The organism is Salaquimonas pukyongi (genome assembly GCF_001953055.1).
Taxonomy (GTDB): Bacteria; Pseudomonadota; Alphaproteobacteria; order Rhizobiales; family Rhizobiaceae; genus Salaquimonas; species Salaquimonas pukyongi.
In genome coordinates, this window is sequence record NZ_CP019044.1 from 3,139,186 (window position 1) to 3,153,860 (window position 14,675).

Here is a 14,675-nt window from a genome sequence, read left to right on the forward strand (position 1 = left end):
TGTTGATCCCATCAGGTTCCACAATGGCTCTACCCCGTGCAGGAGACGGAATCCAGCCTGCATCAACCGCGCCAACGCTGAGCCAGCCTGCTTGACCTTCGCTGGCCAGCCTGCAAATGCGTGGGGTGGAAGTGCGTGTTTGCAGCAGGCAGGGCAATGGACAGGTTTGAAAAAAGGCTTCTGGCGACCGCCAGCCGGGTCAGTGATGCACTTGACGACCAGCTTGCTTCACAGCGCCGGCAGGGTGAAATCTCAAGGCCCGAACGACTTATGTCGGCAATGCGCCATGGTGCGCTCAACGGCGGAAAGCGCCTGCGCCCTTTTTTGGTCCTGGAAACCGCCGCCCTGTTCGGCGTGAGCGAGAATGAAGCCATGCCGGCGGCACTGGCGGTGGAATGTGTGCACTGTTATTCCCTCATTCACGATGACCTGCCGGCCATGGACGATGACGACCTGCGCCGTGGCCAGCCGACCGTGCACAAGGCTTTTGACGAGGCAACGGCCATCCTTGCCGGTGACGGGCTGCTGACGCTGGCCTTCGAACTGCTTGGCGATGATGAATGCCATCACAATGCGGCCATCCGCTGCGAACTGGTGGTTGAACTGGCCCGATCTGCCGGGCTTGGGGGCATGGTTGGCGGGCAGATGCTTGATCTGCAGGCGAGCGTTCAGCCGCCCAATGACGCCGCCATCCGAACCCTACAGGCGATGAAGACGGGAGCCCTGTTGCGCTTTGCCTGCGAGGCAGGTGCCATTCTCGGCGGCGCTGCGACTGCCGAACGGGCCGTTCTGCGTGCTTTCGGGGAGAAAACCGGTCAGGCGTTTCAGCTTGCCGACGACATTCTCGATGTCGTTTCAAGCGACGAAGCCATGGGCAAGCGGGTCGGCAAGGATGTGGCGATGGGCAAGGGAACGCTGGTTGCGACCCTTGGCCTGGAAGGTGCTAGGCAGACAGCGGAAAGACTGGTTGAAGAGGCAGATGCGCTGCTGGACGGGTTTGGCGATCGCGCCGATGTGCTGAAAAGCTGTGCCCGCTATATCGTATCCCGCAACCAGTAGGCGGCAAAGTCTTGGCCTGGCTGGCCATTACCCGGCTGCCAGAAGCTTGCGCCGCATTTCATCGACAATGGCATCGGAAACAACCCGGATGCGCTCGAGCCTGGCATAGTCCTCGTGAACGATGAAATAGAAGGAGCGGGTAAAGCTGATTTCCTTTTCCAGCACCTTGCGCAGTTGCGGGTATTGCCTGGCGATGAAATCATGGATGATACAAACGCCACCATGTCTCAGCGTTGCCTCAAGCTGAACGTGAACGCTGGTCGAGGTCAGATGCGGCTTGATGTCGGGACCAAGCAGGGGAATGTAGTCCAGTTCCTTGTCGTAGATCAGATCCGGGACATAGGCGATGCCGCGAAGCTGCTTGAGATCTTCCACCTTTTCGACCTTGGGGTGGGAATCGAGATATTCCTGTGTGCCATAAAGATGGAGTGTGTAGTCGGCAATCTTGCGGTATTTCAGCCGGCCGGAAGTTGGCGCGGACACCGCAATGGCAATGTCCGCTTCGCGCTTTGAAAGCGAAAAGGTGCGTGGCAGGGCGACAATCTGCAATTCAAGCTCGGGGTGGGTACGGCACAGTTCGATGGCGATGTCGGTCAGGACATAGGAAGCAACCCCTTCGGGCGCGCCGACCCGCACCACACCGGAGATCATCTGGTTCTGACCGCCGATTTCAGCCTGGGCGTGAATGGCGCTGGATTCCATGGCCTCGGCAATGTCCACCAGACGCTGGCCGGCATCGGTCAGGCTGTAGCCCTGGGGCGAACGGTCAAACAGGTTGATGTTAAGGGCCGTCTCCAGCGCTTTCATGCGCCGGCCCACCGTCGCATGGTCGACTCCAAGCTGCTGGCCTGCCTGGCTCAACCGGCCGGTTCGTGCGACCGACAAAAAGAATCGGTAATCGTCCCAGTTCACGGCAACCCCCTTGCGGCTTTGCTGTATCATTCCGCCTGTCCCAGGCCGAAAAATCTGGCTTGGGGAATTCTTTGCACTGGACATACAGCACAGCAGTATGTGCGTATATGCACAACAAGGAAGGATTTTCCAACATTGTCTGGCTTTTTTTGGGCTGATACCCTGCCTGAAAAACCGGGACGCAGTTTCCATTTCCCACGGAGGAGTTTCAAAGATGCGCAAGATCGGGCATTTCATCAACGGCAAGATGGTGGAGGGCACCAGCGGGCGTTTCGCCGATGTTTTCAACCCTGCCACGGGCGAAGTTCAGGCGCAGGTGGCGCTGGCTACCACCCAGGAACTCGACGAAGCGGTTGCTGGAGCTGCTGCCGCCCAGAAAGGTTGGGGGGCGACCAATCCGCAGCGCCGGGCGCGCGTGATGATGAAGTTCGCCGAACTCATCAATCGCGACATGGACAAGCTGGCCGAAGCACTTTCGAAAGAGCACGGCAAGACGCTGCCCGATGCCCGCGGCGACGTACAGCGCGGCCTTGAAGTCATCGAGGTCTGCATGGGCGCCCCGCAACTGCTCAAGGGCGAGTACATGAATGATGGCGGCCCGGGCATCGACCTTTATTCGATGCGCCAGCCTCTGGGCGTGGTTGCCGGCATTACGCCGTTCAATTTTCCGGCGATGATCCCCTTGTGGAAGATGGGCCCTGCCCTTTCCTGCGGCAATGCCATGATCCTGAAGCCTTCCGAGCGCTGCCCGACTGTGCCGCTGATGCTGGCCGAACTCGTTCAGGAGGCAGGTCTTCCCGATGGGGTGCTGCAGGTCGTCAATGGCGACAAGGAATCGGTTGATGCCATTCTCGACAATGAAACCATCCAGGGCGTTGGTTTCGTCGGATCAACGCCGATTGCGCAATACATCTACGGACGGGCCGCCAATAATGGCAAGCGCGCCCAGTGCTTTGGCGGGGCGAAGAACCACATGATCATCATGCCCGATGCCGACCTCGACAAGGCGGCCGATGCACTGGTGGGCGCGGGCTTTGGGGCTGCCGGCGAGCGCTGCATGGCGATCTCGGTTGCCGTTCCGGTCGGCGACAAGACCGCTGACGGATTGCTGGAGCGTCTGCTGCCGCGGGTCGAGAAACTGAAGGTCGGCCCTTATACAGCCGGCGATGATGTCGACTACGGTCCCCTGGTGACCGGCGCAGCCAAGGAACGGGTGACGGGCCTGATTTCCTCGGGCGCTGACCAGGGCGCAAAGCTCCTTGCCGATGGCCGCGATTTCTCCCTGCAGGGTTATGAAGACGGCTTCTTTGTGGGGCCGACCCTGTTTGACAATGTCACGGCGGACATGGACATCTACAAGGAAGAGATTTTCGGTCCGGTGCTGTCCACCGTGCGGGCTTCTTCCTATGAGGATGCCCTGAAGCTGGCCATGGACAATGAGTATGGCAATGGCACGGCGATCTTCACCGCCGATGGCGATACGGCGCGCGATTTCGTCAACCGGGTCAATGTCGGCATGGTCGGCGTCAATTTCCCGATCCCCGTTCCGCTTTCCTACTTCACCTTTGGGGGATGGAAGAAGTCGGCCTTCGGCGATCTCAACCAGTACGGTCCCGACGCATTCCGCTTCTATACCAAGACGAAGACGGTTACCGCCCGCTGGTTCTCCGGCATCAAGGAAGGCGGCGAGTTCCACTTCAAGGCGATGGACTGATCCATATTGAAAGGCGGGCAATGCCCGCCTTTCCCATTTGACAGGAGGAGAAACCCCGTTGGATTTTGCGCTAAGCGAGGAACAGCAGGCCATTCAGGAGATGGCCCGGTCCTTTGCCGAAGACAATCTGGCCCCGAACGCGCTTGAATGGGACGAGACCGGCCATTTTCCGGAGGATGTGGTGCGCTCGGTTGGCGAACTGGGCCTTGCCGGCATTTATGTGCGCGAGGATGTGGGCGGCTCCGGCCTTGGCCGCCAGGAAGCGGTGCTGATCTTCGAGGCGCTTGCCCATGGCTGCCCCTCGATCGGCTCCTTCATTTCCATCCACAACATGGTCGCCTGGATGATCGACCAGTTCGGCACCGAGGAACAGCGCCGGACCTGGCTGCCGAAACTGTGTTCCATGGAATTGCTCGCCAGCTATTGCCTGACCGAGCCGGGGTCGGGCTCTGATGCTGCCGCGCTGCGTACGAAAGCCGAGCAGGACGGCAATATGTGGAAGTTGAACGGTGCGAAAGCCTTCATTTCCGGCGGCGGGCATTCGGATCTTTATCTGACCATGGTGCGAACCGGCCAGGATGGCCCAAAAGGAGTCTCGGCGGTGCTGGTGGAAGACGGGACGCCCGGGCTTTCCTTCGGTGCCAATGAGCGCAAGATGGGCTGGCGCGCGCAGCCGACCTCGCAGGTACAGTTCGACGATTGCAAGATTCCGGCAGATTGCCTGCTCGGCGAGGAAGGTGCGGGTTTCAAATACGCCATGGCGGGACTTGACGGCGGGCGGCTCAACATTGCCGCATCAGCCCTGGGGGCAGCCCAGGCGGCGCTGGAAAAGGCGCTTCAATATGCCCAGGAACGCAAGGCGTTCGGAAAGCATCTTGCCGATTTTCAGGCGATGCAGTTCAAGCTGGCTGACATGGAAACCCGGCTGCAGGCGGCCCGAGCCCTGCTTTACAAGGCTGCCTGGAAACTCGACAACAAGACGCCGGATGCCGCCAAGTTCTGCGCCATGGCAAAGCAGTTCGTCACCGATGCGGCGTTTGAAACCGCAAATGACGCGCTGCAGATTCACGGGGGCTACGGCTATCTCGCCGATTACGGCATGGAAAAGATTGTCCGCGATCTGCGCGTTCACCAGATTCTCGAAGGTACCAACGAGATCATGCGCGTGATCGTTTCGCGGGCCTTGCTGGCGGCCTGACGAATGGCTCTTGCAGATGACATTTCAATCCGCCGCACCGGCAAGACCGGACGCATCACCCTGACGCGGCCCAAGGCGCTGAATGCGCTGACCTATGAGATGTGCCTCGCCATTGAAAAGGCGGTCGATGACTGGGTGGAGGCGGGCGACGTCAATCTCATCCTGATCGATGGCGAGGGCGAAAAGGCCTTTTGCGCCGGCGGCGACATCGCCGATCTGTATGCCTCGGGCAGATCGGAAGATTACGCCTTCGGACGTCGGTTCTGGTCCGATGAATACCGCCTCAACGCCAAACTCGCCAATCTGGCCATACCCTATGTGGCGCTGATGGACGGCATTACCATGGGCGGCGGCGTGGGCATTTCAGCGCATGGCTCCGACCGGATAGTCACCGAGCGCTCGATGATCGCAATGCCTGAATGCGGGATCGGCCTTATTCCCGATGTGGGTGGAAGCCTGATCCTTGCCGGGGCGCCGGGCCATTTGGGCGAATATCTTGCCCTGACCGGTTACCGGATGGGGCCGGGGGATGCAGTTCTTTCGGGGTTTGCCGATGTGCAGATGGACAGCGCCGACATGCCGGCGCTTGTCCTGCAGCTTGAGGAAACCGCCGATCTGGCGGCGCTTGCAGGATTTGCCGGGCCCGCCGAAGCGCCTGCGCTGGCGCCGCACCTTGATGCGATCAACCATCACTTCGGCAAGGAAACCGCGCTTTCCTGCCTGCAGTCGCTTGAAGCCGATGGCAGTGAGTGGGCGCAAAAGACCGCAACACTCATCCGCCGGGCCTGTCCGCTGTCGGTTGCCTGTGCCTTTGAGATTGTGCGCCGGGTGCGCGAAAATCCATCGATCGAGAACGCCCTGAAAGAAGAATACCGCTTCACCTACCGCTCGATGTCTGACGGGGAATTTGTCGAGGGCGTGCGGGCGCAGATCATCGACAAGGACCGCAATCCGCAATGGCGGACCGCGCCCCTGGAAAAGGTGACGGAAGAACAGATTGCTGCCATGCTGGCACCATTGAACGAAAACGAACTCGATCTCGCCGGAGGAAACTGAAGTGAGCATCATTGGATTTATCGGCCTTGGCAATATGGGTTTGCCCATGGCCATCAACCTCAAGAAGGCCGGGCACGCGATCCAGGCTTTCGACACCGTTCCCGCCCAGCTGGAAAAGGCGAAGGCGGAAGGAATGGAGATCTGCGCTTCCACCACGGATGCAGCGCGGGGCGCGGACATCGTCGTCACCATGCTGCCGAATGGCGAGATCGTTTCTGCTGTCTACAGCCAGATTGTTCCGGCTGCGACCAAGGGTGCATTGCTGATCGACAGTTCCACCATTGATGTTTCCACGGCAAAGAGCCTGCACGGACAGGCCGGCACTGCCGGGCTGTTGTCGCTTGATGCGCCGGTCTCCGGTGGCGTGGGTGGTGCGGAAGCAGGAACGCTCACCTTCATGTGCGGGGGAAGCGAAGAGGCTTTCGGCAAGGCCAAGCCCGTGCTCGACATCATGGGCGGCAAGGTCATTCATTGTGGTGATGGCGGTGCGGGACAGGCTGCCAAGATCTGCAACAACATGTTGTTGTCCATTTCGATGATCGGGACATGCGAAGCATTCGCCCTTGCTGAAAAGCTCGGGCTTTCCGCGCAGGCAGCCTTCGATGTAATGTCGACCTCATCGGGTTCCTGCTGGTCGGTCAACACCTATTGCCCGGTACCGGGCGTCGGGCCGAAATCACCTGCAGACAACGACTACAAGCCGGGTTTTGCAGCTGAATTGATGCTGAAGGATGCCTCTCTTGCCCAGCAGGCGGCAACCGAGGCGGGTCAGGCAACGCCCATGGGCCAGTATGCGGCCATGCTGTACCGGCATTTTCTTGCCAATGGCGGCGAAGGCAAGGATTTCTCCGGCATTATCGAATATCTCAAACATGCCGAACGGGGGAATGCGTAATGACGCTTGTAGAAACGAAGACCGAAGACGGCGTTGGCCTCATCACGATCAACCGGCCGGATGCGCTTAATGCGGTCAATTCCGAAGTGATGGACGGCCTGATCTCGGCCACCGCCAAGTTCGATGCCGATCCGGAAATCGGCTGCATTCTGATCACCGGAGAAGGCAAGGCCTTCATTGCCGGTGCCGACATCAAGGAAATGCAGGACAAGTCCTATATGGACATGTTTCTTGCCGACAAGCAGGCTGGCTGGGAAGCATTCGCCGCGACCCGTACGCCGATGATTGCTGCCGTCAACGGCTTTGCGCTTGGCGGGGGATGCGAGATCGCCATGATGTGCGACATCATCATCGCGTCTGAAAAGGCGAAGTTCGGCCAGCCGGAAATCAAGCTTGGCGTCATCCCCGGCTGGGGCGGCTCGCAGCGGCTGACAAAAGCTGTCGGCAAGGCGAAGGCGATGGACCTGATCCTGACAGGCCGGATGATGGATGCGGCGGAAGCCGAGCGGTCCGGGCTTGTTGCCCGCGTTGTTAGCCATGACGATCTGATGCAGGAGGCGATGGAGGCGGCAAAGGCCATTGCCGGGTTCGGCGCACCGTCGGTGATGATTGCCAAGGAAGCGGTCAACCGCGCGTTCGAGACAACGCTCAATGAAGGCCTGCGGTTCGAGCGGCGGGTATTTTATTCGCTGTTTGCCACGGATGATCAGAAGGAAGGCATGCGCGCCTTCAGCGAAAAGCGTCCGCCGGAATTCAGGAACAAGTAGGAGAAATCCATGTCCGCATCCGACCCTGTCGTCATTGCAGGAGCTGCCCGAACACCAATGGGCGGTTTTCAGGGGGAACTGTCCGCCATGAGTGCAGCGGAGCTGGGCGGGGCTGCGGTAAAGGCGGCACTCGAAGGCGCCGGCATCGCGCCCGATCAGGTGGATGAAATCATCATGGGCAATGTTCTGGGCGCCGGACAGGGTCAGGCGCCGGCGCGGCAGGCCGCGTTTGCCGCCGGCCTGCCGAAGGAGGTGCCCGCCTCCACGCTCAACAAGATGTGCGGCTCCGGCATGAAAACGACGATGGTGGCCCATGATCAGCTCATGGCCGCAAACGGCTCGGTTGTGGTCGCCGGCGGCATGGAGAGCATGACCAATGCGCCCTATCTGCTGCCGAAAATGCGCGGGGGTGCCCGGCTTGGCCATGGCGAGGTCAAGGATCACATGTTCCTCGACGGGCTGGAAGACGCTTATGACAAGGGGCGTCTGATGGGCACGTTTGCCGAGGATTGCGCGGAGAAATATCAGTTCACCCGTGACGAACAGGATGCCTATGCGATCCGTTCACTGGAAGGCGCCTTAAAGGCGGAAAAAGAAGGCCGGTTCAAAAGGGAAATTGCGCCGGTGACGGTTTCAGGACGCAAGGGGGAAACCGTCATTTCCTCCGATGAGCAGCCGCGCAATGCACGCCCCGACAAGATCCCGAATCTGAAGCCCGCTTTCCGCAAGGACGGCACGGTGACGGCGGCCAATTCCTCTTCGATTTCCGATGGGGCGGCGGCGCTGGTGCTGATGCGCCGGAGCGAGGCGGAAAAGCGCGGGCTCAACATCCGCGCGCGTATCCTCGGCCATGCTTCCCATGCCCAGGAACCGGCCTGGTTTTCAACGGCGCCAATCCCGGCCATGACGAAGCTGATGGAGAAGATCGGCTGGACCATGGACGATGTGGATCTGTGGGAAATCAACGAGGCCTTTGCGGTCGTGCCGATGGCGGCGGAACGTGAAATGGGCATTCCGCGGGAAAAGCTCAACATTCACGGCGGCGCCTGTGCGCTTGGCCATCCCATCGGCGCTTCAGGTTCCCGCATTATCGTGACGCTGCTCAACGCGCTGGAAACCCACGATCTCAAACGCGGCATGACCGGCATCTGCATTGGCGGCGGCGAGGGGACGGCAATGGCCATTGAACGGGTTTAATGGGAACGGGTTTGAGACATTGTGAGCTGTGCAGCAATGCACAATCGGCTGGATGAACGAACCAACGATGGTCGAATTGTTGCACAGTAAGACGCGGTGATATCATTCGCGAAAGTCGCCGCATAAATCCGGCGGGAGGGAAACATGCACGAAATTCTCGATGAACTCGATCGCCGGCGTGAGCAGGCGCGCATGGGCGGCGGCCAGAAGCGGATTGATGCCCAGCACGCCAAGGGAAAGCTGACGGCACGCGAGCGCATCGAATTGCTGCTCGATGAGGGGTCGTTCGAGGAATACGACATGTTCGTTACCCACCGCTGTACCGATTTCGGCATGGCGGATACCAAGATGGCGGGCGATGGCGTCGTTACCGGCTGGGGCACGATCAACGGCCGCATGACCTATGTGTTTTCCCAGGATTTCACGGTCTTTGGCGGGTCGCTTTCGGAAACCCATGCGGCCAAGATCTGCAAGATCATGGACATGGCGATGAAAAACGGCGCACCGGTGATCGGCATCAACGATTCAGGCGGCGCCCGCATCCAGGAAGGGGTCTCTTCCCTGGGCGGTTATGCCGATGTCTTCCAGATGAACACGCTGGCCAGTGGCGTGGTGCCGCAAATTTCGATGATCATGGGACCGTGCGCGGGCGGGGCGGTCTATTCGCCGGCGATGACCGATTTCATCTTCATGGTGAAGGACACGTCCTACATGTTCGTCACCGGCCCCGACGTGGTCAAGACGGTAACGAACGAGATCGTTACTGCCGAGGAGCTTGGCGGCGCCAAGACCCATACGTCGAAGAGTTCGGTTGCCGATGGTGCGTTTGAAAACGACATGGAAGCGCTTATGGCGCTGCGCCGCTTTTTCGATTTCCTGCCACTCAACAACAAGGAGAAGCCACCGAGCCGGCCGTTCTTTGATTCCCAGGATCGCATGGACCGTTCGCTCGACACGCTGATCCCCGACAATCCGAACAAACCCTATGACATGAAGGAGCTGATTACCAAGCTCGCAGACGAGGGCGACTTTTTCGAGCTGCAGGAAGACTACGCAAAGAACATCATCACCGGCTTTATCCGGCTGGAAGGGTCGACCGTGGGCGTTGTTGCCAACCAGCCGCTGGTTCTTGCCGGGGTGCTCGACATCAACTCCTCACGCAAGGCGGCAAGGTTTGTGCGCTTCTGCGACTGTTTCAACATTCCCATCCTGACGCTTGTCGATGTGCCGGGCTTTTTGCCGGGCACCAGCCAGGAATATGGCGGCGTCATCAAGCATGGCGCCAAGCTGCTGTTTGCCTATGGCGAGGCAACGGTGCCCAAGGTGACACTGATCACCCGCAAGGCCTATGGCGGGGCCTATGACGTGATGGCTTCCAAACACCTGCGCGGCGACGTCAACTATGCCTGGCCTTCTGCCGAGATTGCGGTGATGGGAGCAAAGGGCGCGGTTGAAATCCTCTACCGCTCCGAACTTGGCGACAAGGACAAGATCGCCGGGCGCACGGCGGAATATGAAAAGCGCTTTGCCAATCCGTTCGTGGCGGCCGAGCGCGGTTTCATCGACGATGTGATCATGCCCCATTCAAGCCGCAAGCGCATCGCCCGGGCTTTTGCCTCCCTGCGTAACAAGGATCTGCAGAACCCGTGGAAGAAACACGACAACATACCGCTTTAAGGTCGCCGTTAGGGGTTGAGATGTTTGCGAAAGGAAGCTGGCTACTCGTAGGAAGGCATGCAAATGCAAGGTTCAAAGCTGAACCAGAGCGGGTGGGGGTAACGTAATCTTGTCTGGCAATCGGATCGTTTATTTGTTGGCTTGCGCGCGCAACCCTTACGCAGCTTTCCGGTTTGCGGATTGCTGGGTCCTCGGGTCAAGCCCGAGGATGACTACGGAGAGAAGTACGAATGTCTGACGAAGAAAAATTTCCACCCGAAAATAATCTCCCTGCCGGTTACGTGCCGCCGGAAGTTTGGACCTGGGAGCAGCCTTCGGGCGGCACGTTTGCCTCGATCAACCGTCCCATTGCCGGGCCGACCCATGACAAGGAACTGCCGGTCGGCAAACATCCCCACCAGCTTTATTCCCTCGGCACGCCCAACGGGGTGAAGGTTACGGTCCTGTTCGAGGAATTGCTGGAGGCAGGGCATGGCGAAGCTGAATACGATGCCTGGCTGATCGACATTGGCGAGGGCGACCAGTTCGGCTCCGGTTTTGTCGACATCAATCCGAACTCGAAAATTCCCGCCATGATGGATCATGCTCCCAAAGGTGGCGGCGAACCCGTACGCTTGTTCGAGAGCGGCTCCATTCTCGTTTATCTTGCGGAGAAATTCGGGGCCTTTCTGCCGTCCGATGTGCGCGGGCGGGCCGAAACGATCAACTGGCTGATGTGGCAGATGGGTGCAGCGCCGTTTCTGGGCGGCGGGTTCGGCCATTTCTACCAATATGCGCCGATCAAGATCGAATACGCCATCAACCGGTATGCCATGGAAGTAAAGCGGCAGCTGGACGTGCTCGACCGGCAGCTTGCGAAAACCGAATTCATCGCGGGCGATGCTTACACCATTGCCGACATGGCGATCTGGCCCTGGTACGGGCGGCTTGCCACCGGGGGCGCCTATGGCGAATCCGGCAAGTTCCTCGAGGTCGAAAAATACGAAAACGTCCAGCGCTGGACTGCACTTATCAAGGAACGTCCTGGCGCGCAGCGCGGCTCGATCGTCAACCTGACCGGGGAGGGCAAATTGCGGGAGCGCCACGATGCTTCCGATTTCAACAAGGGGGCGGAAGGGTGAGCAGGAGGCTGACCAATCAGCTGTCGTCACCCTCGGGCTCGACCCGAGGGTCCAGTATGAAGAGCGGCACCCTCCGGATCCCCGGCTCAAGGCCGAGGATGACGAAGCAGGGAGCCCACTCCTCCCTTAAGGAAACGGAAATTCCGCAGAAAAAAGCTGGAGTATTCACCTGATGGCGACCCTGCCCGACATGGTGAAGCACAGGGGGTTCCCCTCCGGCATGCCCGGAACGGGATTCCAGTTCACCATTCGCCGGGCAAATCCCAAGGGAGCCACAAAGATCATCCGCCGGGAACGCCATGCCGACCGGGCGCCGGTGGACATCAAGGCTGACACCGCTTTCCTGCATTCGCTGTGGCATCACTTCGGCGAGGAGCCATTCGAGCGCGGCAATCTGGATGCAGGGCGGCTGTCCTGGCTGTTTGGCCGAGAGGTCATTGCGGCGGAGGATCCGTTCGATCCGCAAAGCTATGAAGCTTTGCTGCAAATCAATGTGGAGGTGGCGAAAGCCAACTACCCTGAAGCCTTCGGGGACGTTCTCGAGGTGTGAAATGTCCATGAGAGACGAAAGGGAAATGCCATGCTGAAAATCAACCGGGAAGCCGACACACTTTTTACCATCCAGGTAAATGGCCAGGTGACTGCAGAGGAGATGGATGCCGAACTCGACCGGCTGATTGAACTGTCGAAGGATATCAAGGGTGGCAGGCTGCTTTACGACATCCGCGAGTTCGAGATGCCCTCAATCGGGGCAGTGATGGTGGAGTTGCGCAAGCTTCCAAATCTGTTCGGGCTGCTGTCCCGCTTCGACAAGGCTGCGGTGCTGGCGGAAGAGCCATGGATGCGGGCAATGGCCGAGTGGGAAGGCGTGTTGATCCCGGGTTTCGAAATCAAGTCCTTTGCCCACAAGGATGAAAAGGAGGCGCGCGCATGGCTGGAGACCTGAAGCTCTTCATGACGCCGCCAGGCGATGAAGATCACCCCGGCGGGCAAGACGAACACCGCCAGCTGAAGCGCAGGATGAGCGAAGCGGAAAAAGAGCGCCTTGCCCGTCAGCACTGGGACTGGCTCGGCTTTATTGCCCTGTGCGCGCTTGGCGGCATTGCCCTGGGCGCCGTGTCGGCCTGGGCAGTACTGCGCTTCGACATCAACGGCATCGGATCGATGATTGGCCGTTCCGGCAACTGGGCAGAATATACCGCATTGCTGGTCGGCGGGCTCGCTTCAACCCTTGGCATGATCGCCATGGGCATCGGCATCATGGTGCGGTCGACCTGGCCGGAGCACTGAGAGTGGGTCCTTACCGGCCCGGATAGAAAGAAACGGATGCAAGCATGTTCAAGAAGATACTGATTGCCAATCGCGGTGAAATTGCCTGTCGTGTCATCAAGACCGCTCGCAAGATGGGCATCAAAACGGTAGCGGTATACTCAGATGCCGACCGGGATGCGCTGCATGTTTCCATGGCCGATGAAGCCATTCACATCGGACCGCCGCCGGCTGCCCAATCCTATATCGTCATCGACAGGATCATGGACGCCATCAAGCAGTCGGGCGCGCAAGCGGTGCATCCGGGCTACGGGTTTCTGTCTGAAAATCCGAAGTTTGCCGAAGCCCTCAAAAAAGCGGGCGTTGCCTTTATCGGCCCGCCGGTAGGCGCCATCGAGGCAATGGGTGACAAGATCACCTCGAAGAAACTTGCCGACGAAGCGGGTGTTTCCACCGTTCCCGGCCATATGGGGCTCATCGAGGATGCCGACGAGGCGGTGAAGATTGCCTCCCAGATCGGCTATCCCGTAATGATCAAGGCATCGGCAGGCGGTGGTGGCAAGGGCATGCGCATTGCCTGGAACGACGAGGAGGCACGGGAAGGGTTTCAGTCCTCCAAGAACGAGGCCAAGTCGTCATTCGGCGATGACCGCATCTTCATCGAGAAATTCGTCACCCAGCCGCGCCACATCGAAATCCAGGTGCTGGGCGATACCCATGGCAATGTCATCTATCTTGGCGAACGGGAATGCTCGATCCAGCGGCGAAACCAGAAGGTGATCGAGGAAGCGCCCTCCCCCTTTCTCGATGAAAAAACGCGCAAGGCAATGGGCGAACAGGCCGTGGCGCTGGCCAAGGCCGTCGACTACTGCTCGGCGGGCACGGTGGAGTTCATCGTCGATGGCGAGCGGAATTTCTATTTCCTGGAGATGAACACCCGCCTTCAGGTGGAGCATCCGGTAACCGAACTGATCACGGGGGTCGATCTTGTCGAGCAGATGATCCGCGTTGCCGCCGGCGAGAAGCTGGCGATCAGGCAAAAAGACGTTAAGCTCAATGGCTGGGCCATCGAATCCAGGCTTTATGCCGAAGATCCCTTTCGCAATTTCCTGCCCTCCATCGGCCGGTTGACCCGCTATCGCCCACCGATCGAGGGCGAGACCGATACAGGCGCCATCATCCGCAATGATACCGGGGTTTATGAAGGCGGCGAGATCTCGATGTATTACGATCCGATGATCGCCAAGCTGTGTAGCTGGGGGAAGGATCGCAAGGCTGCAATTGATGCGATGGTGGACGCCCTTGATTCTTTCGAACTGGAAGGCATCGGCCACAACCTGCCCTTCCTGTCAGCGGTTATGCAGCATGAGAAATTCATCAGCGGCGACATTACAACCGCCTTTATCGCCGAAGAATATCCAGATGGTTTCGAGGGCGTAACAATTGGCGACGAAGACCTCGGCAAGGTTGCGGCTGCGGCTGCGGTCCTGAACATGATTGCTGAATTGCGCCGCACGCGCATCTCCGGTGTTCTCGCCAATCACAAGCGCAAGGTGTCCAAGGAATGGGTTGCCGTCATCGATGGAAAACAGGTGCCGCTGAAGCTGCGCAAGATGCGCAATGAAGGGGCGGTGGTAACCTTGTCGGAAACCGCCAGCTCGGTTTCAGAAGCGATCGGGGGCGGATCAAAAACTGCCGAGACGGCGGCCAAGCTGCTGCCGATGCTGGAACGCGGCGCAATCTATATCGACCAGGTGGCCAAGAAACTTGGATGTTCGGAGAAAGAAGTCCGCAGCGCCATCGACCGGCT

Annotated in this window: 13 protein-coding genes and 1 pseudogene; 13 read left to right on the plus strand and 1 reads right to left on the minus strand. The window is 59.4% G+C overall.

What is annotated here, in order from left to right:
• Positions 1-156: 156 nt before the first annotated feature.
• The gene (locus tag BVL55_RS15185) at positions 157-1,059 is read left to right on the plus strand and encodes a polyprenyl synthetase family protein (protein ID WP_075997607.1); all 903 of its coding nucleotides are present in this window, start codon (positions 157-159) and stop codon (positions 1,057-1,059) included.
• A gap of 27 nt (positions 1,060-1,086) precedes the next feature.
• On the opposite strand, the gene BVL55_RS15190 is transcribed toward BVL55_RS15185, so the two are convergent.
• Positions 1,087-2,001 (minus strand): LysR family transcriptional regulator, encoded by a 915-nt coding sequence (locus tag BVL55_RS15190; RefSeq protein ID WP_162841524.1) that lies wholly within the window; start codon positions 1,999-2,001, stop codon positions 1,087-1,089.
• A gap of 184 nt (positions 2,002-2,185) precedes the next feature.
• Between BVL55_RS15190 and BVL55_RS15195 the strand changes: the two genes are divergently transcribed.
• The 12 genes and pseudogenes from BVL55_RS15195 to BVL55_RS15250 all read left to right on the plus strand — a co-directional run.
• The gene (locus BVL55_RS15195; protein ID WP_075997608.1) at positions 2,186-3,685 is read left to right on the plus strand and encodes a CoA-acylating methylmalonate-semialdehyde dehydrogenase; all 1,500 of its coding nucleotides are present in this window, start codon (positions 2,186-2,188) and stop codon (positions 3,683-3,685) included.
• A 100-nt stretch (positions 3,686-3,785) separates the two neighbouring features.
• Entirely contained in the window at positions 3,786-4,883 is a 1,098-nt protein-coding gene (locus BVL55_RS15200; RefSeq protein WP_244530657.1) for an acyl-CoA dehydrogenase family protein, read from the plus strand.
• 3 nt (positions 4,884-4,886) lie between these two features.
• On the plus strand, positions 4,887-5,939 hold the full coding sequence (locus BVL55_RS15205) for an enoyl-CoA hydratase/isomerase family protein (RefSeq protein WP_075997610.1): 1,053 nt from the start codon (positions 4,887-4,889) through the stop codon (positions 5,937-5,939).
• Between the two features lies 1 nt (position 5,940).
• Positions 5,941-6,834, plus strand: coding sequence for a 3-hydroxyisobutyrate dehydrogenase (mmsB, locus tag BVL55_RS15210; RefSeq protein ID WP_075997611.1), 894 nt, complete (start codon positions 5,941-5,943; stop codon positions 6,832-6,834).
• The gene (locus BVL55_RS15215) at positions 6,834-7,601 is read left to right on the plus strand and encodes an enoyl-CoA hydratase (RefSeq protein ID WP_075997612.1); all 768 of its coding nucleotides are present in this window, start codon (positions 6,834-6,836) and stop codon (positions 7,599-7,601) included. Before mmsB ends, BVL55_RS15215 begins: the two co-directional genes overlap by 1 nt.
• A gap of 9 nt (positions 7,602-7,610) precedes the next feature.
• Positions 7,611-8,798 (plus strand): acetyl-CoA C-acyltransferase, encoded by a 1,188-nt coding sequence (locus BVL55_RS15220; protein ID WP_075997613.1) that lies wholly within the window; start codon positions 7,611-7,613, stop codon positions 8,796-8,798.
• 144 nt (positions 8,799-8,942) lie between these two features.
• Positions 8,943-10,475, plus strand: a complete 1,533-nt coding sequence (locus tag BVL55_RS15225) for an acyl-CoA carboxylase subunit beta (protein ID WP_075997614.1) — start codon at positions 8,943-8,945, stop codon at positions 10,473-10,475.
• Positions 10,476-10,705: 230 nt separating this feature from the next.
• Positions 10,706-11,596 (plus strand): glutathione-dependent disulfide-bond oxidoreductase, encoded by an 891-nt coding sequence (gene yghU / locus BVL55_RS15230; RefSeq protein WP_075997615.1) that lies wholly within the window; start codon positions 10,706-10,708, stop codon positions 11,594-11,596.
• A gap of 172 nt (positions 11,597-11,768) precedes the next feature.
• Positions 11,769-12,146, plus strand: a complete 378-nt coding sequence (locus BVL55_RS15235) for a hypothetical protein (RefSeq protein ID WP_205410816.1) — start codon at positions 11,769-11,771, stop codon at positions 12,144-12,146.
• A gap of 30 nt (positions 12,147-12,176) precedes the next feature.
• Positions 12,177-12,542 carry a SpoIIAA family protein gene (locus BVL55_RS15240; protein WP_075997616.1) on the plus strand — a complete coding sequence of 122 codons (366 nt, stop codon included), beginning with the start codon at positions 12,177-12,179 and terminating at the stop codon, positions 12,540-12,542.
• Entirely contained in the window at positions 12,527-12,886 is a 360-nt protein-coding gene (locus BVL55_RS15245; protein ID WP_075997617.1) for a hypothetical protein, read from the plus strand. The genes BVL55_RS15240 and BVL55_RS15245 overlap by 16 nt, the downstream gene beginning before the upstream one ends.
• 44 nt (positions 12,887-12,930) lie before the next feature.
• A pseudogene (locus BVL55_RS15250) lies at positions 12,931-14,586 on the plus strand (acetyl-CoA carboxylase biotin carboxylase subunit); the annotation flags it as partial.
• Between the last annotated feature and the right edge of the window lie 89 nt (positions 14,587-14,675).